37 protein-coding genes and 3 tRNA genes are annotated in these 26,277 nt (G+C 64.1%); 36 read left to right on the top strand and 4 right to left on the bottom strand.

The genetic code is table 11. The annotated features are described in order from the left end of the window. Positions 1-45: 45 nt before the first annotated feature. Positions 46-121: transfer RNA gene (locus tag ACIQ3B_RS09800), tRNA-Asn, on the bottom strand. Positions 122-379: 258 nt separating this feature from the next. On the opposite strand from ACIQ3B_RS09800, the gene ACIQ3B_RS09795 reads away from it, so the two are divergent. Then, entirely contained in the window at positions 380-1,795 is a 1,416-nt protein-coding gene (locus tag ACIQ3B_RS09795) for a Mur ligase family protein (protein ID WP_397402036.1), read from the top strand. Positions 1,796-1,834: 39 nt separating this feature from the next. On the opposite strand, the gene ACIQ3B_RS09790 is transcribed toward ACIQ3B_RS09795, so the two are convergent. Continuing rightward, entirely contained in the window at positions 1,835-3,184 is a 1,350-nt protein-coding gene (locus tag ACIQ3B_RS09790; RefSeq protein ID WP_397402034.1) for an acyl-CoA dehydrogenase family protein, read from the bottom strand. A 111-nt stretch (positions 3,185-3,295) separates the two neighbouring features. Between ACIQ3B_RS09790 and ACIQ3B_RS09785 the strand changes: the two genes are divergently transcribed. Then, positions 3,296-4,291, top strand: coding sequence for a phosphotransferase family protein (locus ACIQ3B_RS09785; protein ID WP_397402032.1), 996 nt, complete (start codon positions 3,296-3,298; stop codon positions 4,289-4,291). After that, positions 4,288-4,647 carry a DUF6285 domain-containing protein gene (locus ACIQ3B_RS09780; protein ID WP_397402030.1) on the top strand — a complete coding sequence of 120 codons (360 nt, stop codon included), beginning with the start codon at positions 4,288-4,290 and terminating at the stop codon, positions 4,645-4,647. Before ACIQ3B_RS09785 ends, ACIQ3B_RS09780 begins: the two co-directional genes overlap by 4 nt. Before the next feature lie 36 nt (positions 4,648-4,683). Here ACIQ3B_RS09780 and ACIQ3B_RS09775 read toward each other — a convergent pair whose 3' ends face one another. Together ACIQ3B_RS09775 and rlmB are read right to left on the bottom strand one after the other, a co-directional pair. Next, positions 4,684-5,397, bottom strand: a complete 714-nt coding sequence (locus tag ACIQ3B_RS09775; RefSeq protein WP_397402029.1) for a TerC family protein — start codon at positions 5,395-5,397, stop codon at positions 4,684-4,686. A 102-nt stretch (positions 5,398-5,499) separates the two neighbouring features. Next, positions 5,500-6,297: a 23S rRNA (guanosine(2251)-2'-O)-methyltransferase RlmB gene (gene rlmB, locus ACIQ3B_RS09770; RefSeq protein ID WP_397402027.1), complete on the bottom strand. Its 798-nt coding sequence runs from the start codon at positions 6,295-6,297 to the stop codon at positions 5,500-5,502. A gap of 133 nt (positions 6,298-6,430) precedes the next feature. On the opposite strand from rlmB, the gene ACIQ3B_RS09765 reads away from it, so the two are divergent. From ACIQ3B_RS09765 to ACIQ3B_RS09605, 33 genes are all read left to right on the top strand, one after another. After that, a tRNA-Tyr gene (locus ACIQ3B_RS09765) sits at positions 6,431-6,517 on the top strand. 53 nt (positions 6,518-6,570) lie between these two features. Then, a tRNA-Gly gene (locus ACIQ3B_RS09760) sits at positions 6,571-6,644 on the top strand. A gap of 42 nt (positions 6,645-6,686) precedes the next feature. Beyond that, entirely contained in the window at positions 6,687-7,877 is a 1,191-nt protein-coding gene (gene tuf / locus ACIQ3B_RS09755) for an elongation factor Tu (protein WP_397402025.1), read from the top strand. A 163-nt stretch (positions 7,878-8,040) separates the two neighbouring features. Beyond that, a complete protein-coding gene (locus ACIQ3B_RS09750; protein WP_397402023.1) occupies positions 8,041-8,871 on the top strand; it encodes a GIN domain-containing protein in 831 nt (276 codons plus the stop codon). A 312-nt stretch (positions 8,872-9,183) separates the two neighbouring features. Beyond that, a complete protein-coding gene (gene rpsJ, locus ACIQ3B_RS09745) occupies positions 9,184-9,492 on the top strand; it encodes a 30S ribosomal protein S10 (protein WP_397402021.1) in 309 nt (102 codons plus the stop codon). 13 nt (positions 9,493-9,505) lie between these two features. After that, entirely contained in the window at positions 9,506-10,270 is a 765-nt protein-coding gene (gene rplC / locus ACIQ3B_RS09740; RefSeq protein ID WP_397402019.1) for a 50S ribosomal protein L3, read from the top strand. Further along, positions 10,270-10,908 carry a 50S ribosomal protein L4 gene (rplD, locus tag ACIQ3B_RS09735; RefSeq protein WP_397402017.1) on the top strand — a complete coding sequence of 213 codons (639 nt, stop codon included), beginning with the start codon at positions 10,270-10,272 and terminating at the stop codon, positions 10,906-10,908. The genes rplC and rplD overlap by 1 nt, the downstream gene beginning before the upstream one ends. Continuing rightward, the gene (locus ACIQ3B_RS09730) at positions 10,908-11,210 is read left to right on the top strand and encodes a 50S ribosomal protein L23 (protein WP_397402015.1); all 303 of its coding nucleotides are present in this window, start codon (positions 10,908-10,910) and stop codon (positions 11,208-11,210) included. The genes rplD and ACIQ3B_RS09730 overlap by 1 nt, the downstream gene beginning before the upstream one ends. Before the next feature lie 4 nt (positions 11,211-11,214). Beyond that, entirely contained in the window at positions 11,215-12,051 is an 837-nt protein-coding gene (gene rplB / locus ACIQ3B_RS09725; protein WP_397402013.1) for a 50S ribosomal protein L2, read from the top strand. A 3-nt stretch (positions 12,052-12,054) separates the two neighbouring features. Beyond that, positions 12,055-12,333, top strand: coding sequence for a 30S ribosomal protein S19 (rpsS, locus tag ACIQ3B_RS09720; protein ID WP_397402011.1), 279 nt, complete (start codon positions 12,055-12,057; stop codon positions 12,331-12,333). 2 nt (positions 12,334-12,335) lie between these two features. Beyond that, on the top strand, positions 12,336-12,716 hold the full coding sequence (gene rplV / locus ACIQ3B_RS09715; protein ID WP_397402009.1) for a 50S ribosomal protein L22: 381 nt from the start codon (positions 12,336-12,338) through the stop codon (positions 12,714-12,716). Continuing rightward, complete coding sequence (gene rpsC / locus ACIQ3B_RS09710) at positions 12,716-13,471, top strand: 30S ribosomal protein S3 (protein WP_397402007.1); 756 nt, start codon at positions 12,716-12,718, stop codon at positions 13,469-13,471. The genes rplV and rpsC overlap by 1 nt, the downstream gene beginning before the upstream one ends. A 9-nt stretch (positions 13,472-13,480) precedes the next feature. After that, a complete protein-coding gene (rplP, locus tag ACIQ3B_RS09705; RefSeq protein ID WP_397402005.1) occupies positions 13,481-13,912 on the top strand; it encodes a 50S ribosomal protein L16 in 432 nt (143 codons plus the stop codon). Beyond that, positions 13,912-14,106, top strand: coding sequence for a 50S ribosomal protein L29 (rpmC, locus tag ACIQ3B_RS09700; RefSeq protein ID WP_397402003.1), 195 nt, complete (start codon positions 13,912-13,914; stop codon positions 14,104-14,106). The genes rplP and rpmC overlap by 1 nt, the downstream gene beginning before the upstream one ends. Positions 14,107-14,119: 13 nt before the next feature. After that, positions 14,120-14,368 carry a 30S ribosomal protein S17 gene (gene rpsQ / locus ACIQ3B_RS09695; RefSeq protein ID WP_397402001.1) on the top strand — a complete coding sequence of 83 codons (249 nt, stop codon included), beginning with the start codon at positions 14,120-14,122 and terminating at the stop codon, positions 14,366-14,368. Positions 14,369-14,380: 12 nt separating this feature from the next. Then, positions 14,381-14,749 carry a 50S ribosomal protein L14 gene (gene rplN / locus ACIQ3B_RS09690; protein WP_293353406.1) on the top strand — a complete coding sequence of 123 codons (369 nt, stop codon included), beginning with the start codon at positions 14,381-14,383 and terminating at the stop codon, positions 14,747-14,749. Then, complete coding sequence (gene rplX / locus ACIQ3B_RS09685) at positions 14,749-15,063, top strand: 50S ribosomal protein L24 (protein WP_397401999.1); 315 nt, start codon at positions 14,749-14,751, stop codon at positions 15,061-15,063. The genes rplN and rplX overlap by 1 nt, the downstream gene beginning before the upstream one ends. After that, positions 15,056-15,622 carry a 50S ribosomal protein L5 gene (gene rplE, locus ACIQ3B_RS09680; protein WP_397401997.1) on the top strand — a complete coding sequence of 189 codons (567 nt, stop codon included), beginning with the start codon at positions 15,056-15,058 and terminating at the stop codon, positions 15,620-15,622. The genes rplX and rplE overlap by 8 nt, the downstream gene beginning before the upstream one ends. Positions 15,623-15,641: 19 nt before the next feature. After that, a complete protein-coding gene (rpsN, locus tag ACIQ3B_RS09675) occupies positions 15,642-15,947 on the top strand; it encodes a 30S ribosomal protein S14 (RefSeq protein ID WP_397401995.1) in 306 nt (101 codons plus the stop codon). Between the two features lie 12 nt (positions 15,948-15,959). Beyond that, positions 15,960-16,355 (top strand): 30S ribosomal protein S8, encoded by a 396-nt coding sequence (gene rpsH / locus ACIQ3B_RS09670; RefSeq protein ID WP_397401993.1) that lies wholly within the window; start codon positions 15,960-15,962, stop codon positions 16,353-16,355. Position 16,356: 1 nt separating this feature from the next. After that, positions 16,357-16,890 carry a 50S ribosomal protein L6 gene (gene rplF / locus ACIQ3B_RS09665; protein WP_397401991.1) on the top strand — a complete coding sequence of 178 codons (534 nt, stop codon included), beginning with the start codon at positions 16,357-16,359 and terminating at the stop codon, positions 16,888-16,890. A gap of 3 nt (positions 16,891-16,893) precedes the next feature. Then, positions 16,894-17,256 carry a 50S ribosomal protein L18 gene (gene rplR, locus ACIQ3B_RS09660; protein WP_397401989.1) on the top strand — a complete coding sequence of 121 codons (363 nt, stop codon included), beginning with the start codon at positions 16,894-16,896 and terminating at the stop codon, positions 17,254-17,256. Positions 17,257-17,266: 10 nt separating this feature from the next. Further along, complete coding sequence (rpsE, locus tag ACIQ3B_RS09655) at positions 17,267-17,851, top strand: 30S ribosomal protein S5 (protein WP_397401987.1); 585 nt, start codon at positions 17,267-17,269, stop codon at positions 17,849-17,851. A gap of 4 nt (positions 17,852-17,855) precedes the next feature. Then, positions 17,856-18,035, top strand: coding sequence for a 50S ribosomal protein L30 (gene rpmD, locus ACIQ3B_RS09650; protein WP_397401985.1), 180 nt, complete (start codon positions 17,856-17,858; stop codon positions 18,033-18,035). A 103-nt stretch (positions 18,036-18,138) separates the two neighbouring features. Beyond that, complete coding sequence (gene rplO / locus ACIQ3B_RS09645) at positions 18,139-18,627, top strand: 50S ribosomal protein L15 (RefSeq protein ID WP_397401983.1); 489 nt, start codon at positions 18,139-18,141, stop codon at positions 18,625-18,627. A gap of 149 nt (positions 18,628-18,776) precedes the next feature. Further along, a complete protein-coding gene (gene secY, locus ACIQ3B_RS09640) occupies positions 18,777-20,123 on the top strand; it encodes a preprotein translocase subunit SecY (protein ID WP_397401981.1) in 1,347 nt (448 codons plus the stop codon). A 65-nt stretch (positions 20,124-20,188) separates the two neighbouring features. Further along, positions 20,189-20,752 carry an adenylate kinase gene (locus ACIQ3B_RS09635; RefSeq protein WP_397401979.1) on the top strand — a complete coding sequence of 188 codons (564 nt, stop codon included), beginning with the start codon at positions 20,189-20,191 and terminating at the stop codon, positions 20,750-20,752. A gap of 287 nt (positions 20,753-21,039) precedes the next feature. Further along, positions 21,040-21,408 (top strand): 30S ribosomal protein S13, encoded by a 369-nt coding sequence (rpsM, locus tag ACIQ3B_RS09630; protein ID WP_397401977.1) that lies wholly within the window; start codon positions 21,040-21,042, stop codon positions 21,406-21,408. Positions 21,409-21,423: 15 nt separating this feature from the next. After that, the gene (rpsK, locus tag ACIQ3B_RS09625; protein WP_397401975.1) at positions 21,424-21,813 is read left to right on the top strand and encodes a 30S ribosomal protein S11; all 390 of its coding nucleotides are present in this window, start codon (positions 21,424-21,426) and stop codon (positions 21,811-21,813) included. 73 nt (positions 21,814-21,886) lie between these two features. Then, entirely contained in the window at positions 21,887-22,903 is a 1,017-nt protein-coding gene (locus ACIQ3B_RS09620) for a DNA-directed RNA polymerase subunit alpha (RefSeq protein ID WP_397401973.1), read from the top strand. A gap of 183 nt (positions 22,904-23,086) precedes the next feature. Continuing rightward, positions 23,087-23,506, top strand: a complete 420-nt coding sequence (gene rplQ, locus ACIQ3B_RS09615) for a 50S ribosomal protein L17 (RefSeq protein WP_397401971.1) — start codon at positions 23,087-23,089, stop codon at positions 23,504-23,506. Between the two features lie 95 nt (positions 23,507-23,601). Further along, complete coding sequence (locus ACIQ3B_RS09610) at positions 23,602-24,819, top strand: ectonucleotide pyrophosphatase/phosphodiesterase (protein WP_397401969.1); 1,218 nt, start codon at positions 23,602-23,604, stop codon at positions 24,817-24,819. Between the two features lie 175 nt (positions 24,820-24,994). Further along, positions 24,995-26,254 (top strand): TCR/Tet family MFS transporter, encoded by a 1,260-nt coding sequence (locus ACIQ3B_RS09605; RefSeq protein WP_397401967.1) that lies wholly within the window; start codon positions 24,995-24,997, stop codon positions 26,252-26,254. Positions 26,255-26,277: the final 23 nt, after the last annotated feature.

Here is a 26,277-nt window from a genome sequence, read left to right as displayed (position 1 = left end):
GGCCCGGCCAGGACGGTGCATTCCACATGATCGGAATGGTCTCGATGGCTCCCGGAGCAGGACTCGAACCTGCGACAAGTCGGTTAACAGCCGACTGCTCTACCAGCTGAGCTATCCGGGATCAGGCCGTCGAGGGGCGGGGCTATACGCTGCCGCGCCGGAGCGCGCAAGCCGTCGCATGGCCTGTCTCCGCTCTCAAAAAAGAGCCCGACGCGAACGCCGGGCCAAAATCAAGTTGGTGATGATGGGGTGTCTTCACAGAAGACAACGGCAGACTCGGCTTTCATGATTAAGGGCAGGTTAACGCCAGCTGCCGGCTCTGGACGCGCGGGGCGGATCGGTCGATCAACAGCCCTGAGATCGCGAAGGAGCTGGCCGCATGCGCATCCATTTCACCGGCATAGCGGGCGCGGGCATGGCGGCAGCGGCGCTGATGATGCGCGAAGCCGGCCACATGGTCAGCGGCTCCGACGCCGACGTCTTCCCGCCCATGTCCACCTATGTGGAGGGGCTGGGCTTCCGAATCAGCTGGGCCTTCGATCCGGCCAATCTTGATGACGACCTGGACCTGCTGGTGCTGGGCGCCAGCGCCAAGCTGGGTGGCGAGGCCAATATCGAGGTCCAGGCAGCCCGGCGGCGTGGTATCCGCATCACTACCTTTCCGGAACTGGTGGGCGAGGCAACCGCAACCCGCCAGAACATTGTGGTGGCCGGATCCTTCGGCAAGTCGACGTGCTCAGCCCTGATGGCCCACATCCTGCGCGAGGCGGGGGTCGACGCGGGCTGGATGATCGGGGCGATCTCACCCTCACTGCCTGACACCGGCCACTGGGGCGCCGCCGCCGAGGTCGTGCTGGAGGGCGATGAATACATCGTCGGGCCCACCGACCGCCGATCCAAGTTCGTGCTCTACCATCCCCGCGACGTGCTGCTGACCAGCCTGGTCCACGACCACGTGAACGTGTTTCCCACCTTCGCCGAATACAAGGCGCCGTTTCGCGATCTGCTGCGTCTGATCCCGGCGGACGGCCTGCTGATGGCCCGGGCCAGCGACCCGATCCGCGCCGTCGCCGGCGAGGCGGCCTGCCGGATCGTCTGGTACGACACCGACCCCTGCGACGGCTGGCATGCGGAAGACATCCGCTTCGGCGATGTCTCGCGTTTCACCCTGGTGGGGCCCGGCGGACGGCGCGTGGCGCTGGCTACGAGCCTGCTGGGTGCCCACAACATCGAGAACATCGTCGGCGTCTGCGGCTATGTACTGGAGCGCGGGCTGGTGGGGGAGGAGGCCCTGACCCGCGCCGTGGCCAGCTTTGCCGGCATCCGCCGTCGTCTCGACCGGCTCACCACCCGCTCGGCCGTGCCGGTGATCGAAGGCTTCGGCTCATCCTACGAAAAGGCCCGCTCGGCCATTGAGGCCATGCTGCTGCACTATCCCGACCGGCCGCTGACGGTGGTGTTCGAGCCCCACACCTTCTCCTGGCGCTCGCGCGATGCGCTGCAGTGGTATGACACGGTGTTTGAAGGCGCCGCCCGCGTCCTGATCGTCCCGCCGCCCCACCACGGCGAGACCAGCCATAGCCAGTCGAGTTTCGGGGAGATCCTGGCGCGTGTAGCGGCCACGGGCATCACAGTAGAAGGCGTCGAAACGGCTGACGCCGCCACCGCCGCGCTCAGTCGGCTGAAGGGCGACGAAGTGGTGCTCCTGCTGTCCTCCGGGCCCCTGCTGGGCCTGCCCGACAGCCTGCCGCGCGTGTTCGACGCGAGGTATGGCGCGCGGGAAGCCGCCGCCTGATCCTCTTTACTCTCGCCGCCACGCGGGGGGAGGTGAGGTTCAGGGTCTGGGCGGGATCGGCTGGACGTATTCCTGTTTCGCCGCCTTTTCCGCGGCGTTGAGTTCCTTGAACTCTTCCCGCTTGGGACCGAGATAGCCGAACAGATAGGCGGCCACCTTGCGGATCTGGATCTCTTCCGAGCCCTCGGTGATCCGGTAGCGGCGGTGGTGGCGGTAGATGTGCTCGAAGGGCGTGTGGCGGGAATATCCCATGCCGCCATGCACCTGCATCGCCCGGTCCGAAGCCTCGCAGACCAGCCGGTTGCCCCAGTAGTTGCACATCGAAACCTTGTCGGAGATCGTGCGCTCGATCTCCTTGTGATCCATCTTGTCCATCTGCCAAGCGGTCTTGCGGATCAGCAGGCGCAGCATCTCGCACTGGGTCTGGAGTTCCACCAACGGCCACTGGATAGCCTGGTTGTCGGACAGGGGTTTGCCGAATGGCTTGCGCTTGCGCGCGTACTTGACCGCCTCATTGATGCAGAACTGCGCCGCGCCCAGCGACGAGGCGGCCTGGCGGATACGGTTCTGGTGGACGAAGCTCTGGCCCAGCCCCAGACCCCGGTCGATCTGGCCCCAGTAGCTGTCCTCCGGGATCCAGACGTTGGTGAAGCTGACCCGCGGATGGTCCGTGGGCATGTTGAACGTCCACATATACTCTTCGATCTTCACCCCGGGGGTGTCGGCCGGCACGATGAAGCAGGTGATGCCCGTGGCGTCGCCGTCCTTGCCGGACGTGCGGGCGAAGACCATCACGTGGGTGGCGACGTGCATGCCCGTCGTCCACATTTTTTCACCGTTGATCAGCCAGCCGGGCTTGCCGTCCTTTTCGTGCGGGACGCCGGTGGTTTCCATGAAGGTGGCGTCCGAGCCGTGGTTGGGCTCGGTCAGGCCAAAGCCCGTGCGCATCTTTCCGCCCAGCAGCTTGTCGGCGTCGCGCTCGTACTGGGCGTTGGTGGCGAACTCCTTGAACATCAGGATGAAGGGGTTGTTGCCGACGATCGAGTGTTCGGTCTGCAGGTCGTTGAACAGGCCCAGCCCCTTGGCGGCCAGATGCTCGCGGATCACCGCCATGGCCAGCTGGGTGCCGCCCTTGCCGCCCATCTCCGGGGGCCAGGCGTAGCGCAGGTGTCCGGCCTCGTCGGCCAGCTTGCGCGCCTTGGCCAGCAGCTCTTCCCAGTCCTTGCGGGGCAGGCCCTGGTTGTCCCAGTCGGTGCGGGCGTGCTCGCGGCGGTGGTCGAAGAACCGCTCGTTGTCGTCCTGCGCCTGAAGCGGCTTGATCTTGTCCTCGATGAACCGGTCCAGTACGGCCAGATAGTCCACGAGGTCCTTGGGCAGGTCGAAGTCCATGGCGTATTCCTCTTGCAGGGGCGGACTTGACGTTGGGGAGGCGTTTACAAGCCGACCATTCGCCCGCCAGATCAGATTGAGACTAGATCAAGCCAGAGGTTCCGTCGGGTCATGGAATTGGATGTTCGCGCGCAGCTGGCGCGCCTGGCTCAGCGGTTGGGCGGGGCGGGGGCCACGCTTACCGAAGCCCAGCGGCTTTCGGGCGGCGCCAGCATGGAAACCTGGGCCTTCGGGGTCGAGGGACGGGAGGGGCCGGAGCGCCTGATCCTGCGGCGTCGGAGTGCGCCGTTCGACGAGGAAACTGCGCGCTCTATCAGCCTTGCGACCGAGGCCGCCCTCATCCGCGCGACGGGCGCCAACGGCGCCGTCGTCCCCCAGGTCCGCCACCTCTGTGATGAGGCCGACGGGCTGGGCGAGGCCTATGTGATGGTGCGGGTCGACGGCGAAACCCTTGGCAAGCGGATCACCAGTGATGCGCGCTTCGACGCTATCCGCCCGGTGCTGGCGCGCCAGTGCGGCGCCGCGCTGGCGCCGATCCACGCCACGCCCCCGCCGCCGGGCCTGAAGCTCAAGACGGTCGACGCCGCCTTCGAACTGGACCGCTACGAGGAGGTCTATCGCGCCACCGGCGCCGAGCGGCCGATCCTGGAACTGGCTTTCCAGTACCTGCGCAAGCATCAGCCGGAGCCGGTGGAACCGGTTTTGCTGCACGGCGATTTCCGCAATGGCAACATCATGTTCGACCCCGAACGTGGCGTAGCGGCTGTCCTCGACTGGGAGTTGGCCCACATCGGTGATCCGGCCGAAGACATGGGCTGGATCTGCACCAACTCCTGGCGCTTCGGGCGGCCCGACCGCCCGGTGGGCGGCTTCGGCGACTATGCGGACCTGCTGGCTGGCTACGCGGCGGCGGGCGGTCGTCCCATAGACCTCAGTCGCGTCCGATTCTGGCAGATGCTGGGCTCGCTGCGCTGGGGCGTCATGTGCCTGACCATGTATCTGAGCTGGCGCGACGGCGCCGAGAAGTCGGTCGAGCGGCCAATGATAGGCCGCCGCGTCTCCGAAACCGAGGCCGATCTGGTCGTCCTGCTGGAGCAAGGTCTGTGATCACCCATCCCCGCACCGAGGAACTGGCCCAGTCGGTGGCGCTCTGGATCGAGCAGATCCGGCCCAGTCTTGACCCCCGCAACGCCTTCCTGGCCCGCGTCGCCGCCAACGCCATGGCCACGATTGGCCGCGAGATCACCCAGGGTCCCGCCGCCGAGGTCGAGGCTGTCCGGCTGATGGGTGAGGTGCTGGGCCGGACGGGCGCCCACGCCGAACTGAACACTGAGCTCTGCGCGCGGATACTATCAGGCGAACTGACCGTGGAAACGCCCGGCTTGCTGGCCGCCTTGACGGTGATGGCCCGTAACCAGATCGCCATAGACCAGCCCGGCTACAAGGCAGAGGGGTCGTTTTAGGCCCTATGGTCCGGGCGGACGCGGTACAGCGCTGGCTTAGGGCGCGGCCGGCGCGGCGGGCTTGATGTCCAGGAAGTCCGGCATCACCGCATTGTACTCAGCGGTGTAGCCAAGATCGTCGACCACCTGCTGATGTCCCTGCCACATCATGTGCAGCGCCACGTAGAGCACGATGATCAGGCCGACGAAGCCGATCCAGCGATAGCGATGCAGCAGGTTGGCGATCCAGCTCGCGGCTACGCCCATTAACGCGATTGACATCAGCAGGCCGAACACAAGGATCCCCGGGTGTTCGCGGGCGGCGCCGGCCACCGCCAACACGTTGTCCAGCGACATGGAAATGTCGGCGATGAGGATCTGGGTGAAGGCGGCGCGGAAGGACTTTGCGGGTTTGACCTGCGGAACCGTGGTGGGGTCGTCGTCCATCGCAGCGGCGGCGGCGACTTCGTCGGCAACGCCCTGCTCATGCAGCTCGCGCCACATCTTCCAGCAGACCCAGAGCAACAGCACCCCGCCCGCGAACAGGAGGCCTATAACCCCCAGCAGCTGGGTCGTTATCAGGGCAAAGCCGATCCGGATGATGACCGCTGCGGCCAGGCCCCAGATAATCGCCTTCTTGCGCTGGGCTTCGGGCAGGCCGCCGGCCGCCAGACCCACGGCGACGGCGTTGTCGCCGGCCAGAACGAGGTCGATCATCAGCACCTGGAAAAGGGCGGACAGGGCGGCGGGGCTCAGAAGATCTGCAAACATCAGCCCTTCAATGCGTCACGGCGCGAAAGGCTGCAACCGTGCAGGTGATCGCTAGGTGAAACAGGGGAGGGGCTGCGCGCCAGGGTTGGCTGTGTAAGGCCCCTAGCGCCGTAATCGCGACGCCTCATAGAGCGAGATCGCCGCGGCTGCCGAGACGTTCAGGCTCTCGAAGCCGCCAGGCATGCTGATCCTGGCCAGTTCGTCGCAGTGCTCGGCGACGAGCCGACGAATGCCATCGCCTTCCGAGCCAAGCACAAGCACGGTGGCTGCCCCGTCCAGCACTTCGTGCAAACCCCGCTCCGCGTCGCCATCAAGACCTACCGCGCGCCAGCCGCCCTGGGCCAGTTCCTCCAGCGCCCGCGACAGATTGACCACGCGTGCGACCCGCACCCGATCCACCGCGCCGGCGGCGGCCTTGGCCAGCGCGCCAGAGAGCTTGGGCGCGTTGCGATCCTGCAGCACCACCCCGGTCGCCCCGAACGCAGCGGCGGAGCGCAAGATGGCGCCGACGTTCTGGGGGTCGGTGACCTGATCCAGCATCAGGATCACTGCACCGGGACGAGCCTCAAACTCGGCAAGGTCTACGTCCTCTAGCGGGGCAGGGCGCAGGGCCACGCCCTGATGCACGGCGCCCTGTGGCAGCTTCTGGCCGACAGCGTGATTGTCCACGGTTTCCAGTGCAGCGATCTGGCCGAAGGCCGCCCGGATCTGTTTGGTGCGTTCGGGTGTGGCCAGCAGGTGCAGTGGTTCGCCGCGATGCGGGTTTGCAAGGGCCGCCTCCACAGCGTGCCAGCCCCAGATCCAGTCATCTGACGCGGCTGGCGGGCGCCCGCCCGGGCGGCCCTGCGGCCGGAATTTCCGGCCCTTTCGGGCGTCGTTGCGTTCGGAGTTCGAGGCCACTATAAGACGCGCTCCGATTTGGGACCCGCCGCAAGGGCGACCGCTTCTGGACTGTGAGACGGGCCGCTTTAAGCCCCTCGGGTCCTTTGGCGGAAGCCTTTTCTGAAAGGTCCCGGAACGGCTCGCGCGCGCTGGGGGAATGTCCCGAGTGGCAAAGGGGGGGGACTGTAAATCCCCTGCTGTAATGGCTTCGTAGGTTCGAGTCCTACTTCCCCCACCACGCGTACGAGCCTGAACTTGAGGAGATTTGGGCGGCGACGCCCAGCCTATCTGGCGGGTATAGCACAATGGTAGTGCAGCAGCCTTCCAAGCTGAATATGCGGGTTCGATTCCCGCTACCCGCTCCAACGTCTTTCACCGCTTGACCGCACAACGCCCGCAGGATCCCGATGGCCAAAGAGAAATTCGAACGTACCAAGCCGCATTGCAACATTGGAACGATTGGTCACGTTGACCATGGGAAGACGACGTTGACGGCGGCGATTACGATGACGCTGGCGAAGGCGGGTGGCGCGAAGGCGATGGCCTACGCGGACATTGATGCGGCGCCGGAGGAGAAGGCGCGCGGGATCACGATCAACACGGCGCACGTGGAGTATGAGACGGCGAACCGTCACTACGCGCACGTGGATTGCCCGGGGCACGCGGACTACGTGAAGAACATGATCACGGGTGCGGCGCAGATGGATGGCGCGATCCTGGTGGTTAGTGCGGCGGATGGTCCGATGCCGCAGACGCGGGAGCACATTCTGCTGGCGCGTCAGGTGGGCGTGCCGGCGCTGGTGGTTTACATGAACAAGGTGGACCTTGTTGATGACGAGGAGTTGCTGGAGCTGGTGGAGATGGAGGTGCGCGAGCTCCTCAGCTCCTATGAGTTCCCGGGAGACGACATTCCGATCACCAAGGGTTCGGCGAAGGTTGCGCTGGATGGTGGTGATCCGAAGATCGGTGAGGAGTCGATCCTGGCGCTGATGGCGTCGGTGGATGAGTACATTCCGCAGCCGGCGCGTCCGCTGGATCTGCCGTTCCTGATGCCGGTGGAAGATGTGTTCTCGATCTCGGGTCGCGGCACGGTGGTGACGGGTCGTATCGAGAAGGGGATTGTGAAGGTCGGTGAGGAAGTTGAGATCGTCGGTATCCGCGACGTTCAGAAGACGACCTGCACGGGCGTTGAGATGTTCCGCAAGCTGCTGGACCAGGGTCAGGCGGGTGACAACGTGGGTGTGCTGCTGCGCGGCACCAAGCGTGAGGACGTGGAGCGGGGCCAGGTGCTCTGCAAGCCGGGTTCGATCACGCCGCACACGGAGTTCATGGCGGAGGCCTACATCCTGACGAAGGAGGAGGGTGGCCGTCACACGCCGTTCTTCACCAACTATCGTCCGCAGTTCTATTTCCGCACGACGGACGTGACGGGGATCATCAAGCTGAAGGAAGGCGTGGAGATGGTCATGCCGGGGGACAACACGGAGCTCCTGGTGGAACTGATCACGCCGATCGCGATGGATCCGGGTCTGCGCTTCGCCATCCGTGAGGGAGGCCGTACGGTCGGCTCCGGCGTGGTGAGCAAGATCATCAAGTGATCGGGAGCGCCGCTGGGCGCTCCGGGTCATCCCCGCGCAGGCGGGGATCCAGACAAGGGCCGCCAGGGGAAACCCCGGCGGCCTTTTTCATGACCGCGAATTAAGCTGTGAATACGGGCGGCGCCGCATAGGTTCTCCGCACAACGGTCTTCAGGAGACATTGATGCGAATGCACGCCGGATATCTGGCTGTTGCCCTGGCGCTTGCGGGCGGCGCGGCCAATGCCGCGACACTGGAGATCAAGGACGCCGTGGCGCGGGTCACTGTGATCCCTGAGGCCCGTAGCGACATCAAGGTGGAGGTCACGCGCGCCAACGCTGCCACGCCGCTCACCATCCGCACCCTGGGCGACCGCACGATTCTTGACGGCAATCTGAACCGACGGATCGGGTCCTGCCGTGGACGCGGCGAAAACGTCGTTGTGAACCTCCGGGGCGGGCGTAACCTTGCCTGGAGCGAGATCACCCAGGTGGTCATCCGAACCCCCCGCGACGTGAAGTTGGAGGCTGGCGGCGCGGTGTTCGGCGTGGTCGGCCGGTCTGGCACGCTCAACCTAGACAATGCCGGCTGCGGGGACTGGACAATCGCCAACGTTGATGGCGCCGCACGGATCAATCAGGCGGGTTCCGGCGACAGCCGGATGGGCACAAGCGGGTCCCTTCGCGTGCGCGCCGCCGGCTCCGGCGATGTTGCGGCGGCGGCGGTGAAGGGCGGCCTCGACATTGACATCGCAGGCTCCGGATCCACCCTGGTGTCATCCATCAACGGCCCGCTCGAGATCAATGTGGCCGGCTCCGGCGATGTCATGATTGGAGGCGGTCGAGCCACTACCATGAACGTTTCCATCGCCGGTTCCGGGGATGTCGAGTTCCGGGGCGCTGCAGACAGCGTGCGCGCCCGCATAGCCGGCTCAGGCAGCGTGCACGTCAACGCGGTCAAGGGTGAGATCTCCCGCTCCATCATGGGCTCAGGCAAGGTTCGTGTCGGACAGTAGTGACGCAATCCACAGGGCGGGCCGGTCATCGCCGCTCTGCCCCTTGACGGAACCGAGTCGCGCCGGTAATACCGCGCCTCCTGTTGGACCGGCTGTGCCTTCCGTAGTGATTTGGAATGCAGACGCGGCCCGCAGAACGACCTGAGACAGTGCTCAACTGAGCGTTTTGGGACTGGCCCTCGCGGGTTCGCGTGGGCCTAATTCGTTTGTGCGGACTTTCGCGTACGGACTCTTCTTCGAGTTCGGGCTGGTCTTTGAAATGGTCGAGATCACGCGGGCGGGCCGCCGTCTGTAAGGAAATGTAAGAGCGATATGGATCGTCAGAACATCCGCATTCGGCTCAAGGCCTTCGATCACCGCGTGCTGGACCATTCCACACGCGAGATCGTGAACACGGCCAAGAGAACCGGCGCGGCCGTGCGTGGGCCGATCCCGCTGCCGACGCGTATTGAAAAATTCACCGTCAACCGTTCGCCGCACATCGATAAGAAGTCGCGCGAGCAGTTCGAGATCCGCACGCACAAGCGCGTGCTCGATATCGTCGACCCCACCCCGCAGACTGTGGACGCGCTCATGAAGCTCGACCTGTCCGCCGGCGTGGACGTCGAGATCAAGCTCTAAGGGGATTGATCTGATGCGAACCGGCGTACTTGCCAAGAAACTCGGTATGGCCCGCTTCTTCGATGAAGCCGGGACCCACGTACCGGTGACCGTCCTAAGCCTCGAGGGCTGTCAGGTCGTCTCCCAGCGCACCCAGGAACGGGACGGCTACGTCGCCCTCCAGTTGGGCGCGGGCTCCAAGAAGCCCAAGAACACCTCCAAGGCCATGCGCGGTCACTTCGCCAAGGGCGAAGTTGAGCCGAAGCACCGTCTGGTGGAGTTCCGGGTCTCCGAGGAAAACCTCATCGACGTCGGCGCGGAAATCACCGCCGACCATTTCGTCCCCGGCCAGAAGATCGACGTCACCGCAATGACGGTCGGCAAGGGTTTCGCTGGCGCCATGAAGCGCTGGAACTTCGGCGGGCTTCGCGCCACGCACGGTGTTTCGGTCTCTCACCGCTCGCACGGTTCCACCGGTCAGCGGCAGGATCCGGGTCGTACCTTCAAGGGCAAGAAGATGGCCGGCCACCTCGGCCAGGAAGTCGTCACCACCCTTAATGTCACCGTCTGGCGTGTTGATATCGAGCGCGGTCTGATCCTGGTGAAGGGCGCTGTGCCCGGCACTGAGGGGACCTATGTCAAGGTGCGCGACGCCATCAAATCCGCCCGCCATGCCGATGCGCCTCTTCCGGGCGCCTTCCGCAAGAGCGGCCAGCCTGCGGCGGTGGAAGCTGTAGCCGACACCGCGTCGGTCGCCGATGCGCCGGCTGAAGCGCCCGCAGCTGGGGATGAAGCGTAATGAAACTCGACGTCATCAAACTGGACGGCGGGAAGGGCGGCTCGATCGAGCTTCCTGACGATATCTTCGGCATCGAAGAGATCCGAGCCGATATCCTGCAGCGCTGCGTCACCTGGCAACTCGCCAAGCGTCGCGCTGGCACGCACAAGGTGCAGGTCCGCAACGAGGTCTCCCGCACCTCGAAGAAGATGTACAAGCAAAAGGGCACCGGCGGCGCCCGTCACGGCTCGCGCCGGGCGGCGCAGTTCGTCGGCGGCGCCCGGGCCCACGGCCCGGTTGTCCGCAGCCACGCCTTTGATCTGCCGAAGAAGGTCCGCGCCCTCGCGCTGCGCCATGCGCTGTCGTCCAAGGCTCGCGATGGTTCGCTGATCATCGTCGACAATGTGGCGCTGAAGGATCCCAAGACGGCCGCGCTTCGCGACCAACTGGGCAAGATCGGCATCACCCACGCCCTCGTCATCGCCGGCGTTGACGTCGATACCAACTTCAAGCTCGCCGCCCGGAACATTCCGAACGTCGACGTGCTGCCGAATGCTGGCCTGAACGTCTATGACGTGCTGCGCCGTCGCACCCTGGTCCTGACCACGGATGCGGTTCAGGCGATCCAGGCGCGCTTCCAGCCTGAGGAGGCCGCGTAATGGCCGTCGAACCCACCGTCCGTCACTACGACACCATTCTGGCGCCGATCATCACGGAAAAGGCCACTCTGCTTTCCGAGCAGAACAAGGTCGTGTTCCGCGTGGCCGGTGACGCCAGCAAGGACGAAATCGCCGCCGCAGTCGAAGCGCTGTTCAAGGTCAACGTCACGAAGGTCAACACGATCAACGTGAAGGGCAAGACCAAGCGTTTCCGTGGCATCATCGGCCGTCGCGCCGACGTCAAGAAAGCGATCGTGACGCTGGCTGAAGGCCAGTCGATCGACATTACGACGGGGCTCTGATCCGATGGCCTTGAAACACTTCAATCCGACGTCGCCGGGTCGCCGCCAGCTGGTGCTGGTGGACCGTTCCGAGCTACACAAGGGCGGCCCCGAAAAGTCGCTCGTGCAGGGCCTGACCAAGTCCGGCGGCCGTGGCGGCAACGGTCGCATCGCGGTCCGGTTCCGCGGCGGCGGCGCCAAGCGCCTCTATCGCGTCGTGGACTTCAAGCGTCGCAAGTTCGACGTGGCTGCGACCGTCGAGCGTCTCGAGTACGACCCGAACCGTTCCGCCTTCATCGCCTTGGTGAAGTATGACGACGGCGAGCTCAGCTACATTCTGGCCCCGCAACGCCTGAAGGTTGGCGATCAGGTGATCGCGGCCGAAAAGGCCGACGTGAAGCCAGGCAACGCGATGCCGCTGCGCGGCATGCCGATCGGCACCATCATCCACAATGTGGAGATGAAGCCGGGCAAGGGCGGGCAGATTGCACGCTCCGCCGGCGGCTATGCCCAACTCGTCGGACGTGACGCCGGCTACGCCCAGATCCGCCTGAACTCGGGCGAGCTGCGGATGGTCCAGGACAGCTGCATCGCTACTGTCGGCGCGGTTTCCAACCCTGACCACATGAACGAGAACCTCGGCAAGGCCGGCCGTTCGCGTCACATGGGTCGTCGGCCCCACGTTCGCGGCGTGGCCATGAACCCGATCGACCACCCGCATGGCGGCGGTGAAGGCCGCACCTCGGGCGGTCGCCACCCGGTTACCCCCTGGGGCAAGCCGACCAAGGGCCGCAAGACCCGCAAGAACAAGGCGACGGACAAGTTCATCATCCGCTCGCGTCACGCACGGAAGGCTCGCTAAGCCATGACCCGTTCAGTCTGGAAGGGTCCGTTTGTTGACGGATACCTGCTCAAGAAGGCCGAAACCGTCCAAAGCTCCGGCCGCAAGGATGTGATCAAGACCTGGTCGCGTCGTTCGACGATCATGCCCCAGTTCGTGGGCCTGACGTTTGGCGTTCACAACGGTCAGAAGCACGTTCCCGTGCTCGTCTCGGAAGACATGGTCGGCATGAAGCTCGGTGAGTTTGCGCCGACCCGCTTCTTCCCTGGCCACGCGGCCGACAAGAAGGCCAAGAGGAAGTAGAGATGAGCAAGCAAGCCAAGGCTCGCCGGTTTACGGCCGCCGAAGCGGTGGCAAAGGTGCGGACGATCCGCATCAGCCCCCGCAAGCTCAACCTCGTGGCCCAGTCGATCCGGGGTCTGAAGGTGCAACGCGCCCTCAACGAGCTCGAGTTCAGCCACAAGCGTATCGCGGGCGACGTCCGCAAGGCGCTGTACTCGGCGATCTCTAATGCCGAGAATAACCACAACCTCGATATCGACAGTCTCGTCGTCGCCGAGGCCTTCGTGGGCAAGAACCTCGTAATGAAGCGCTTCCATGCCCGCGCCCGCGGTCGTGCGTCGCGCGTCGAGAAACCGTTCAGCGAGATCACGATCGTGGTCCGCGAAGTGGGTGAGGCCGCCTAATGGGTCAGAAGATCAATCCCGTCGGGCTTCGCCTCGGCATCAACCGCACCTGGGACAGCCGCTGGTTCGCCGACGGTCCCGAGTATGGGCGCCTGCTTCACGAAGACATCAAGGTCCGCCGGCAGCTGAAGAAGCGGCTGTATCAGGCCGGGGTGTCGCGCATCATCATCGAGCGTCCGCACAAGAAGTGCCGCATCACCATCTATGCCGCGCGCCCTGGCGTGATCATCGGCAAGAAGGGTGCGGACATTGAGAAGCTGCGTTCGGACGTGGTCGCCATCACCGGCGGCGAAGTCCACCTGAACATCGTCGAGATCCGCAAGCCGGAAACCGACGCTCAGCTGATCGCCGAGAACATCGCCCAGCAGCTGGAGCGCCGGATCGCGTTCCGCCGCGCCATGAAGCGTTCGCTGCAGAGCGGCATGCGTCTGGGCGCCAAGGGCATGCGCATCGAGGTCTCGGGTCGTCTGGGCGGCGCGGAAATCGCCCGTTCGGAGTCATACCACGAGGGTCGCGTGCCGCGTCACACCCTGCGGGCCGACATCGACTACGGGATCACCGAGGCCAGGACGACCTACGGGATCATCGGTGTGAAGGTGTGGGTCTTCAAGGGCGAGGTGCTCGACCACGACCCGATGGCCCTTGACAAGCGTCTGGCCAGCGAAAGCGGTCCGGCTGGTGAAGGCGGTGGCCGTGAACGTGGCGATCGTCCTGACCGTCCGCGCCGCGACCGTCGCGAACCGGCGAACGCCTAAGGATCTGCGATGCTGTCTCCAAAGAAAACCAAGTACCGCAAGCAGTTCAAGGGCCGTATCCACGGCCTGGCTAAGGGCGGCTTTACGCTGAATTTCGGGTCCTACGGCCTGAAGACAGTGGAGCCCGAGCGCATCACGGCGCGTCAGATCGAAGCGGCTCGCCGCGCTATCACGCGTCAGATGAAGCGTCAGGGTCGGGTGTGGATCCGGATCTATCCGGACGTGCCCGTCACCGGGAAGCCGGCCGAAGTCCGGATGGGCAAGGGCAAGGGCGCCGTCGATTATTGGGCGGCCCGCGTTCACCCTGGCCGGATCATGTTCGAAATTGACGGCGTGCCGGATGATGTGGCCCGTGAAGCCCTGCGCCTCGGCGCGGCCAAGCTTCCCGTGCGCACCCGCATCGTGACCCGCATCGACGCCCCCACCGCGGAGCATGCGTGATGAAGATTGATGAAGTCCGGGGGCTCACCCCCGATCAACTGGCCGACCAACTCGTTTCCCTGAAGAAGGAGCAGTTCAACCTGCGCTTCCAGAAGGCGACCGGCCAGATCGAAAAGACCCACCGCGTGGACCAGGTGCGCAAGGATATCGCGCGCATCAAGACGGTCCTGCGCGGCAAGCAGGCTCAGGCCTGAGGAGCGACGACAGATGCCGAAACGAATTCTAGAGGGCGAAGTCGTCTCCGATAAGGGCGACAAGACGATTGTGGTGAAGGTCGAGCGGACCTTCCTGCATCCGGTGCTGAAGAAGACCGTCCGTCGGTCGAAGAAGTACCACGCCCATGACGAAGCCAATGCCTGCAAGGTCGGAGAAAAGGTTCGCATTGTTGAATGCGCACCGAAATCAAAGACGAAAACCTGGGAAGTGCTGCCTGTCGGCGGCGCGGCCCAAGCGTAAGGATCGACCCCTATGATCCAGATGCAAACTAACCTGGACGTCGCTGACAATTCTGGCGCCCGCCGGGTCATGTGCATCAAGGTGCTGGGCGGCGCAAAGCGCCGTTATGCCGGCGTCGGTGACAAGATCGTCGTCTCTGTAAAGGAGGCGATCCCGCGCGGCCGCGTGAAGAAGGGTGATGTGCTGCAAGCCATCGTCGTTCGGACCAGCTCGGCCATCAAGCGCAAGGATGGATCGGTCATCCGCTTCGACAAGAACGCGGCCGTGATCGTCAACAAGCAATCCGAGCCGATCGGCACGCGGATTTTTGGCCCGGTTCCCCGCGAACTGCGCGCCAAGAACCACATGAAGATTATCTCGCTCGCCCCTGAGGTGCTGTAATGGCAGCCAAGATCAAGAAGGGGGACCGCGTCGTGGTCCTCACGGGCAAGGATAAGGGCCGCCAGGGCGCTGTCCTGAAGATCCTGCCCAAGGATAACCGCGTCGTTGTGGAAGGCCTGAACATGGTTCAGCGTCACACCCGTCCTTCGCAGGCTGATCCGCAAGGGGGCATCAAGCACAAGGAAGCGTCGCTCCACCTGTCGAACGTGGCGATCGTCGATTCCAACGGCAAGGCCACCCGCGTCGGCTTCCGCGTGGACGGCGACAAGAAGGTCCGCGTCGCCAAGACGACCGGCGAGGTGATCCATGGCTGAGCAAGCTTATGAACCGCGGCTGAAGTCCGAGTATCGCCAGCGTATCCGCGCGGCGATGAAGGAGCAGTTCGGCTACACCAACGAGATGCAGATCCCCAAGCTGGACAAGATCGTCATCAACATGGGCGTGGGCGAGGCCGTCGCGGACTCAAAGAAGATCAACTCGGCGATGGGCGACCTGGCGAGGATCGCCGGACAGAAGCCGATCGCGACCAAGGCCCGTACGTCCATCGCCGGCTTCAAGCTGCGCGAAGGCATGACGGTGGGTTGCAAGGTCACGCTCCGCAAGGATCAGATGTACGAGTTCCTCGATCGCCTGATCACCATCGCTTTGCCACGCGTGAAGGACTTCCGGGGTTTGAAGCCCACGTCCTTTGATGGCCGCGGCAACTACGCCATGGGTCTGAAGGAGCACATCGTGTTCCCGGAGATCAACTACGACCAGATCGACCAGATCTGGGGCATGGACATCATCGTCACCACCACTGCGAAGACCGATGACGAAGCCCGCGCGCTTCTCAAGGAATTCCAGTTCCCGTTCGTTCAGCAGCAGCAATAGCGGCGGGAAGGAAAAGCACATGGCCAAGAAAAGCGCCGTCAACCGCAATGAGCGGGTCAAGGGTCTGGTCAAGCAATACGCTGCAAAGCGTGTGGCCTTGAAGAAGATCGCCAACGACGAGAACCTGCCGCTGGAGGAGCGTTTCGACGCCCGCCTCAAGCTGGCCGAGCTCCCGCGCAACTCGTCAAAGACGCGGATTCGCAACCGTTGCGAAGTCACCGGCCGCCCGCGCGGCTATTATCGCAAGCTTCGTATGAGCCGGATTTCGCTGCGTGACCTTGGGTCCGCGGGTCTGATCCCCGGCCTCGTCAAGTCGAGCTGGTAAGGGAGGTTCCAGATGGTCAATGATCCCATCGGCGATCTCATCGCCCGCATCAAGAACGCAGCCGCTCGCGGCCGCTCGAAAGTCCTTACACCGGCCTCGAAGATGCGCGCGCGCCTCCTCGATGTGCTGGCCGATGAGGGCTACATCCGCGGCTACCAACTGGTGCAGAAGCCAGGCGCGTTCCCGGAGTTCGAGGTTGAGCTGAAGTACTTCGATGGCGCGCCTGTCATCGTGGAAATCGCTCGTATCTCCAAGCCCGGTCGCCGCGTCTATTCGTCGATCAAGGATCTGAAGCCCGTCAAGAACGGGCTCGGGATCTCGATCCTGTCGACGCCGAAGGGCGTTATGTCGGACACGGCCGCGCGGGACGCGAACGTGGGCGGCGAAGTCCTCTGCCGGGTCTACTAAGATGTCGCGTATTGGAAAGAAGGCAGTCGCCGTCCCCGCCGGGGTCACGGTGACCATTGACGGGCAGACAGTTACCGTGAAGGGCGCCAGGGGGGAGCTTTCGTGGACGGTCGCCGAAGAAATCGAGGTCAGGCAGGAAGGCGGGGAACTCACCCTCTCCAAGCGCCAGGACACCACGCGCGCTCAGGCGATGTGGGGTCTCTCCCGTACCCTGGTGGCCAACATGGTCCACGGCGTCACCGAAGGGTTCGAGCGTACGCTTGAACTGGTTGGCGTCGGCTATCGTGCTGCGATGAAGGGCACTGCGCTCTCCATGCAGCTTGGCTTCAGCCACGACGTGGACATCCAGGCGCCGAACGGCGTCACGTTCGCCGTGCCGAAGCAGACTGAAGTCAAGATCTCGGGCATCGACAAGCAGGTCGTTGGCGAGATCGCCGCACAGATTCGCCGCATCCGTCCGCCGGAGCCCTACAAGGGCAAGGGCGTCCGCTATCAAGGCGAGACGGTGCGTCGCAAGGAAGGCAAGAAGAAGTAGGCTATGGCGCTCTCTCCTCGTGACTCCACACTCCGCCGCGCGTCGCGCGTTCGTAACCGCCTCAAGAAGGTGGCTAACGGGCGTCCGCGTCTGTCGATCTTCCGTTCGGCGAAGAACATCTATGCCCAGGTTATTGACGACGTTCAGGGTGTGACCCTGGCGGCGGCCTCGTCGCTGGAAGGCGGCAAGGCGGACAAGGCCAAGGGTTCCGACAAGGACGCCGCCGCGCGCGTCGGCGCTCTTGTGGCGCAACGTGCGATGGAAAAGGGCGTCAAGGACGTCGTTTTCGATCGTGGCGGCTATCTCTACCATGGCCGGGTCAAGGCCGTGGCCGACGCCGCGCGCGAAGCCGGCCTGAATTTCTAAGGAAAAGATCATGGCTCGCAGAGACGAACAGCGTGGCGGCGGTCGCAATCGCCAAGAAGAAGAGCGCGACAGCGACATCGTCGAGAAGCTGGTGCATATCAACCGTGTCGCCGCGACCGTCAAAGGTGGCCGTCGCTTCTCGTTCGCCGCCTTGATGGTGGTGGGCGATCAGAAGGGCCGCGTCGGTTACGGGCATGGCAAGGCTCGCGAAGTGCCGGAAGCTATCCGCAAGGCGACCGAAGAAGCCAAGAAGACGATGATCCGGGTTCCGCTCCGCGAAAGCCGGACCCTGCATCACGACGGCAACGGCCGTTGGGGCGCAGGCAAGGTAATGGTCCGTTCGGCGCCTCCGGGTACCGGCGTCATCGCCGGCGGTCCGATGCGCGCGGTTCTGGAAACCTTGGGCGTCCAGGACGTGGTCGGCAAGTCGGTCGGCTCGTCCAATCCCTACAATATGGTGCGCGCCACCTTTGAAGCCCTGAAGGCCCAATCCTCGCCTCGCCAGATTGCGGCGAAGCGCGGCAAGAAAGTCTCGGACGTTCTGGGTCGCCGCGCCGACGCCGCTGCGGCTCAGGCCGCGGATGTGGAAGGTTAGTAACATGGCCCAGATCACCGTTCGTCAGACCGGCAGCCCGATCCGCCGTACCAAGGACCAGCGCGCGACGCTGGCAGGGCTTGGCCTGAACAAGGTCGGTCGCGTCTCGACCCTGGAAGACACCCCGTCGGTTCGCGGCATGGTGGCCAAGGTCGCGCACCTGCTGGAGGTTGTGGAGGGCTAGCCTCCATGATCCGGGCCCGGCGGGGCCCATCGGCCTTTGAGGGCCAACTTCTTTCAAGCCGAGTCGGAAACGTTTCCGGCGCCAGATCTCCAAGGAGAGGCACATGACAAAACTGAACGATCTCGCCCCGCGCGAGGGCTCCACCAAAAACCGTATGCGCGTCGGCCGTGGCCCGGGTTCGGGCAAGGGCAAGACCGCCGGTCGTGGTGTGAAGGGCCAGAAGGCGCGCTCGGGCGTGTCCATCCATGGCTTCGAAGGCGGCCAGATGCCGCTGCACATGCGCATGCCCAAGCGCGGCTTCACCAATCGCAATCGTCTGGACTTCGCCGAGGTCAACCTGTGGCGGCTGGAGCAGGCGATCGCCGCTGGCAAACTCGACGGCAAGGCCCCCATCGACGCTGACGTCCTGGTGAAGGCCGGCGTCATTCGCCGCGTCAAAGACGGCGTAAAGCTGCTGGCCAAGGGCGAGTTGACTTCAAAGCTTACCCTGACGGTCTATTCTGCTACTGCGGCTGCTCGCGCTGCTGTAGAAAAGGCTGGCGGCACGCTTACCACCACCAAGGTGGAAGCTGTTGAAGAGGCCGCGGCCTAGGTAAAGTGGGGGCGGGCTCGCTATCGGGCCCGACGCACCTTATCTGATCGTCTCAAGAAGGCTTACGGTCCGCAGGATCGAAGCGTTGTGAGCGGCGAGGGCGGACATTCATCCCGTCCCGGCGCTTCAGATGCCAGGGGAATTGCTGAATGGCTTCGGCCGCAGAACAGCTCGCCGCAAACATGAATTTCGGGTCCTTCGCGAAGGCCACCGAGCTTCACAAGCGCATCTGGTTCACGCTGATGGCGATGGTCGTCTATCGCCTGGGCACCTACATCCCGATCCCGGGTATCGACCCGGTGGCCTTCCAGGCCGCGTTTTCGGGCCAGGCCAAGGGCATCCTTGGCATGTTCAACATGTTCTCCGGCGGCGCCGTGGAGCGCATGGCCATCTTCGCCCTGAACGTAATGCCCTACATATCGGCCTCGATCATCGTCCAGCTGATGGGCTCGGTCTATCCGCCGTGGGAAAAGCTACGCAAGGAGGGCGGGGAGGCTGGGCGGAAGACGCTTAACCAATACACCCGCTATCTTACCGTGGTGCTGGCCGTGATGCAGAGCTTCGGTATCGCCGTCAGCTTGTCGCAGAGCCCGGGCCTGGTGGAAAATCCCGGCCTGTTCTTCATCGTCGCAACGGTCGTGACGCTCACCGGCGGCACTATGTTCCTGATGTGGCTGGGCGAACAGATCACCAGCCGGGGTGTCGGCAACGGCATCTCGCTGATCATCTTCGCCGGTATCGTAGCGGTCCTGCCGCAGTATGTTTTTCAGTCCCTGGAACTGACCCGGACCGGCGCCATGAACGTGGGCGCTCTGTTCCTGATCGTTGTGCTGGTGGTCGTTGTGACGGTCGCTATCGTCTTCATGGAGCGCTCGCAGCGCCGTTTGCTGGTGCAGTATCCAAAGCGCCAGCAGGGCAACCGGATGGTGGGTGGCGATACCTCGTTCCTGCCGCTGAAGATCAACACCTCGGGCGTGATCCCGCCGATTTTCGCCTCGTCGCTCCTGTTGCTCCCGGCCACCGTCATGGGTTTTGCCGCGACGGCGGATCTGCCGGAATGGCTGCAGTGGATGCCAGGGATGGTCGGGCAGCTTCAACACGGCCAGCCGCTGTTCATGGTGCTGTACGGCGCGCTGATCGTCTTCTTCTGCTTCTTCTACACCTCCGTGGTGTTCAATCCCGATGATACGGCTGAGAATCTTCGCAAGTACGGCGGCTTCCTGCCTGGCATTCGTCCCGGCAAGCGCACGGCGGAGTATCTCGATTTTGTGCTGACGCGACTGACGGTGATTGGCGCAGCCTACATCACCCTGGTCTGCCTGTTGCCCGAAGCCATGATCGGTTTCATGAATATCCAGTTCTACATGGGCGGTACGTCTCTGCTGATCGTGGTCAGCGTAACGATGGACACCGTGGCACAGATCCAGTCGCACCTACTGGCGCACCAGTATGAGGGACTGATCAAGAAGTCGAAGTTGAGGGGCGGGCGCCGCTGAAGCCCAACTCTTGGGTGACGTTGCGGGACGGCGCCATCAAGAGCGTCGCGATGGGGAGCAAACCGATGAACCTGATTCTGTTCGGGCCGCCTGCAGCGGGGAAGGGCACCCAGGCCAAGCGTCTGGTCGAGCGCCGCAATATGGTTCAGCTGTCAACCGGCGACATGCTGCGCGCGGCCATCGCTTCGGGCTCTGAACTGGGCCAGCGGGTATCCGGCATCATGGAGCGCGGTGAACTGGTCTCCGACGCCATCGTGATTGAACTCATAGAGCAACGCCTGCCAGAGGCGGAGGCGGCCGGTGGCGCGATCTTCGACGGCTTTCCCCGTACGCTTCCTCAGGCGGAGGCGCTGGACCGGATGCTGGCTGGTCGTGGACGCAAGATCGACCTGGTGCTTCGGTTGAAAGTGGATGACGACGCATTGAAGGCCCGCATCGCCGGCCGCTTCGCCGAATCGGGCCGTCCCGACGACAATCCGGAAAGCTTCGTCGTGCGGCTCAACGCCTATAACCAACAGACCGCGCCGCTGCTGCCGTATTACAAGGCTCAGGGCAAGCTGGTTGAGTTGGACGGGATGGGCGCAATCGACAACGTCGCTGCTGCAATCGATGGCGCGCTGGACAGCTGATTCGAGCCGTTCTCTTCGGTGATTGCGATTCGCTTGAACTCATGCTTTCCTTTGGCACCTGCGGCGCACAGCGTCGGCAGGTCCTGCACACGCACGGGGCCCCATGGGTCCGCGGGTGGTGCATTTCGTTCACATTTGGCTGTTTCCGCCATTGACGGAGACGCGCCGATCCCTATAACGGAGCGCTTCCGCGAAAGAGCGCGAGGGACGTGTCGGCCTATGCCTTCGGGCTTCTGGGGTCGTCGCGCCGTTCGCGCTTCTCTTGCGTGATCAGGAGAACTACCCACGTGGCTCGTATTGCTGGCGTTAACATACCTACAAACAAGCGCGTTGTGATCGCGCTGCAGTATATTCATGGCATCGGTCAGGCGAAAGCCCGTGAGATCGTCGCCAAGGTCGGCATCGATGACGCGCGTCGCGTCAACCAACTGTCGGACCAGGAAGTCCTGCAAATCCGCGAGACCATTGACCGCGATTATATGGTCGAGGGCGACCTGCGTCGCGACACCTCGGTCAATATCAAGCGGCTGATGGATCTGGCCTGCTATCGCGGCCTGCGTCACCGTAAGGGCCTGCCGGTTCGCGGTCAGCGCACACACACCAACGCCCGCACCCGCAAGGGCCCCGCCAAGCCGATCGCCGGCAAGAAGAAGTAAGAGAGCGTATCTCCGATGGCCAAGGAACCGGCGCGCGTCAAACGTCGCGAGCGAAAGAACATTACGTCGGGCGTGGCGCATGTGAACGCCTCGTTCAACAACACGATGATCACCATCACCGACGCTCAGGGGAACGCGATCTCCTGGTCCAGCGCCGGCCTGATGGGTTTCAAGGGGTCGCGTAAGTCGACGCCCTATGCCGCCCAGATGGCGGCCGAGGACGCCGGTCGTAAGGCCGCCGAGCACGGTGTGCGCACGCTGGAAGTCAACGTCTCGGGCCCCGGCTCAGGTCGTGAATCCGCGCTGCGGGCTCTGCAATCGGTGGGCATGACGATCACTACTATCCGGGATGTGACCCCCATCCCGCACAACGGCTGCCGCCCGCCCAAGCGCCGGCGCGTCTAGTCGTCCGAACTACAATCCCTGACGCCGGTTCGCGGTAATGCGGCCGGCGATCCTGCGTTCTCGAGGGACACACGTGATCGAAAGAAACTGGAACGAGCTTATCCGTCCCGAGAAGCCGCAAATCGAGCTCGGCGCTGATGCTGCCCGCAAGGCGCGTCTGGTGGCCGAACCACTCGAGCGCGGGTTCGGCGTGACCCTGGGCAATAGCCTGCGGCGCGTGCTTCTCTCCTCGCTGCAAGGCGCGGCTGTGACCGCGGTGCAGATCGACGGCGTGGTCCACGAGTTCTCCTCGCTGGAAGGCGTGCGGGAAGACGTGGTCGACATCGTGCTCAACATCAAGCAACTGGCGCTGCGCATGCACGCCGAGGGTCCGAAGCGGATGACGCTGCGCGCCAACGGCCCGGGCGCCGTGACGGCCGGCCAGATTGATGCGCCGTCGGATATCGAGATCCTCAACCCCGACCACGTGCTGTGCACGCTGGACGAGGGCGCGCAGGTCCGCATGGAGTTTACGGTCCAGACCGGCAAGGGCTACGTCCCCGCCGAGATGAACCGCCCGGAGGACGCACCGATCGGTCTGATCGCCGTGGATGCACTCTATTCTCCGGTGCGCCGTGTGGCCTATCGCGTTGAGCCGACCCGTCAGGGACAGAGCCTCGACTATGACAAGCTGATCATGGATCTGGAAACCAACGGCGCGGTAAGCCCGGTGGACGCTGTGGCCTACGCTGCGCGTATCCTTCAGGATCAGCTTCAGATCTTCATCACCTTCGAAGAGCCGAAGAAGAAGGTCGAAGGCGAGGCCAAGCCGGAATTGCCGTTCAACCCGGCGCTGCTGAAGAAGGTGGACGAACTCGAGCTCTCCGTCCGTTCGGCCAACTGCCTGAAGAACGACAACATCGTCTACATCGGCGACCTGATCCAGAAGACCGAGGCGGAGATGCTCCGCACCCCGAACTTCGGACGCAAGTCACTGAACGAGATCAAGGAAGTTCTCGCCGGGATGGGGCTCCACCTCGGCATGGACGTGCCTAACTGGCCGCCCGAGAACATCGAAGAGCTGGCGAAGAAGTTCGAAGACCAGATGTAGGAAGCTTTCTCGCCGGTTCCGGGCCGCATCATGCGGCCTGGGTCTGTTGAAGCCGCAATAGCGGTGGAGGACCCCGGCGGTTCGTATTGACCCAGGCAGGAGCAGGCTGGGACTTGGTTAGGCAGGGCGTTTTCCGGAATATCGGGGGCGTCCCATGGGTCCAGGTGGCCCGGGAGATATGAGATGCGTCACGGTAAAGCCCACCGCAAACTGGGGCGTACATCCGCCCACCGCACGGCCATGTTCGCGAACATGTCGGCGAGCCTGATCAAGCACGAGCAGATCGTCACCACCCTGCCGAAAGCCAAGGAGCTTCGCCCCTTCGTCGAGAAGCTGATTACGCTCGGTAAGCGCGGTGATCTGCATGCACGCCGGCAGGCCATCAGCCAGGTGCGCGACGTGGAACAGGTGGGCAAGCTGTTCGCCGTTCTGGGTCCGCGCTACGCGGAGCGTAACGGCGGCTACATTCGGGTGCTGAAAGCCGGCTTCCGTCACGGCGACAACGCGGCCATGGCCGTGATCGAACTTGTCGACCGTGATCCGTCCGAAAAGGGCAAGGATAGCGGCCCGACCGCCGAGGCCGGCTTCGGTGGCGACGCGTAGATTTCAGACCCATCACTGATCTGACAAACCCCGGAAGCGTGCTTCCGGGGTTTTTGATTTGCACGCCTGTCATGGAGTGCGGCTAAACCTAACCTATGCTTCGCTTGGTTCAGTTTGGCTGGATGTTCCTGTTGCTCGCGGCCTGCGCCACGACGGCCTCCGTGGCGACGTCGCCGCGACCGGTGACGGTGCTGATCTCTATCGATGGATTCCGGGCCGACTATCTGGACCGGGGTGTGACGCCCGTGCTTTCCGGAATGGCGGCGGACGGCGCGCGAGGCTCAATGCGCCCGGCATTCCCCGTCAAGACGTTCCCCAACCACTACACCCTTGTCACCGGTCTCTATCCAGATCAGCACGGCGTGGTCGACAATAAGATGGAGGACCCCGCCATGCCGGGGGTCACCTTCCGGATGAGCAACGCCTCAGCGGTTCGTGACGGACGCTGGTGGGGTGGCGCTGAGCCGATCTGGGTTACCGCAGAGCGCGCGGGGATAAAGACCGGCACGATGTTCTGGCCCGGCTCCGAGGCGGAAATCAGGGGCGGCCGTCCATCCTATGTGATGCCGTTCAATCAGGCGATGCCGTCGACGGCCCGGGCGGATCAGGTTCTGGCCTGGCTGGACCTGCCGCGGGATCGGCGACCGGGGTTTGTCACGCTCTATTTCGACGTGGTCGATACGGCAGGTCACAACTTCGGGCTGGACGCGCCCGAGACCAACGCCGCTCTGGGCGAGGTCGACGCCGCGCTGGGGCGGTTCATGGCAGGCCTGAAGGCAAGGGGTCTGGCCGCGAACGTGATCGTGGTGGCGGATCACGGCATGACGGCGGTTTCCCCGGACCGCCGTGCCAATCTTGATGATCTGATCGACCGTTCAGCCTTTCGCGTACTGTCCGGCGGTGCGTTCGTGACGGTTGTGCCGGTTGCGGGACGAGAGGCAGAGGTGTCCCGCGCCATGGTGCGGCGCCATCCCCACGCGACCTGTTGGGCCAGCCGGGATATGCCGGCCAGATTCAGATATGGCCGGAACCCGCGCGTGGCGCCGATCGTCTGCCTGCCGGATGCCGGATGGACGTTGAGCACGCGGGACTTTCGCCCGGCCAGACCCGAGAAGGGCGCCCACGGTTTCGACCCCTCTGAACCCGACATGACGGCGATTTTCGTGGCCAAAGGTCCGGCGTTTCGTCGGGGTGTGAATCTGGGCCGGTTCGAGATTGTGGATGTCTATCCACTGTTGGCCCGGCTGGTCGGCGCGCCGGCGCAGCCCAACGAGGGCCGTCTTCGGCGCCTCGGCCCGGCGCTGGCGCCTTGATCTGATTTTGGGCACGCTCGGGTTATGACTGCGGATCCCGAGCTCGAAACCTTCATCGTCAGGTTCAATGTCGCAGACGCCGACGCCGCGCAGATCCGGGCGCTGGGCAGTCGGGTCGACTGACACGGTTGTGCCCATCCGGGATGTGTTTCAGAAGGGCCGCGGGGGAGACACCATGACGGACGATCCATCGGCCTCCACGGCTCGGAAACCTGGTCGCCAGGCGGGCTTCGGCTTCATCTTTGCCCTTGCCCTGATGAACTCCATCTCGTTCGGCATCATGATCCCGATCCTGCCCAATCTGGTGAAGGAGTTCACGGGTGGGGATACGGCGGCGGCTTCCGAGTGGGGTGTGCTGTTCGGCGTCACCTGGGGGCTGATGCAGTTTGTCTGCGGGCCGATCCTGGGTCTGATGTCCGATCGATGGGGACGCCGGCCGGTGCTGCTGATCTCATTGTTCGGTCTGGCGGTGGACTTCCTGTTCATGGCCTTCGCGCCGGGCCTATGGTGGTTGTTCCTGGGGCGGATTCTGAACGGCTTGACGGCCGCCAGCTTCTCGACCGCCAACGCTTACCTGGCCGATGTCACGGCGCCAGAGGATCGCGCCAAGACGTTCGGCTGGATGAGTTCGGCTTTCTCCTTCGGGTTCATCTTCGGTCCCGCTATTGGTGGGACGCTGGGTGAAATTGATCTGAGGGTTCCATTTCTGGCCGCTGCGGCGCTGACGTCCATCAACTGGCTCTACGGTTACTTCGTACTGCCCGAGAGCCTGCCGCCGGAGCGGCGCGCCACCACCTTCAACTGGGCCAAGGCCAACCCCCTGGGGTCGCTGAAGCTGCTCAGGTCAAAGCCCGGGCTCCTGGGGCTGGCGGGGGTGGGCTTCCTGTTCCAGTTTTCCCACACGGTCCTGCCGTCAATTTTCGTCCTCTATGCGGGCTATCGCTACGGGTGGACAACCTCGACCCTGGGCTACACGTTCCTGGCGACGGGCATTGCGGGCGTGATCGTGCAGAGCCTGCTGATCGCGCCCGTCGTCAGACGGATCGGAGAGCGCAACGCCGTGCTCCTCGGAGCCGCGGCGGGCGTGTTGGGCTTCATCTGGTACGGCTGGGCGCCCACCGGGACGATGTACCTGCTGGCCGTGCCGGTCTTTGCCTTCACAGGGTTCCTGATGCCCGGCCTCCAGGGCTTGATGACCCGCAGCGTGGCGCCCCACGAGCAGGGCCAACTTCAGGGCGCCAACCAGAGCCTCATGGGTATCGCCTCGATCCTGGGGCCGTTTCTGTTCGGCACGGTCTTCGCCTGGTCAATCCGGCATGAGGCTTTCGACATGCCTGGCCTGGCGATCTTCCTGTCAGCAGGGCTGCTGGTGCTGGCCTTCATGCTTGCGCTGGTGACCGCCCGGAGTGTGACGCCTGAGGCAAACCCGGGATAGCGCCGCCATCATTGCGCCCGAAA

It is taken from the genome of Phenylobacterium sp. (assembly GCF_044358365.1).
Classification (GTDB): domain Bacteria; phylum Pseudomonadota; class Alphaproteobacteria; order Caulobacterales; family Caulobacteraceae; genus Phenylobacterium.
The sequence above is the reverse complement of the archived record's forward strand: the minus strand, read 5'-3'. Positions and strand labels throughout refer to the sequence as shown.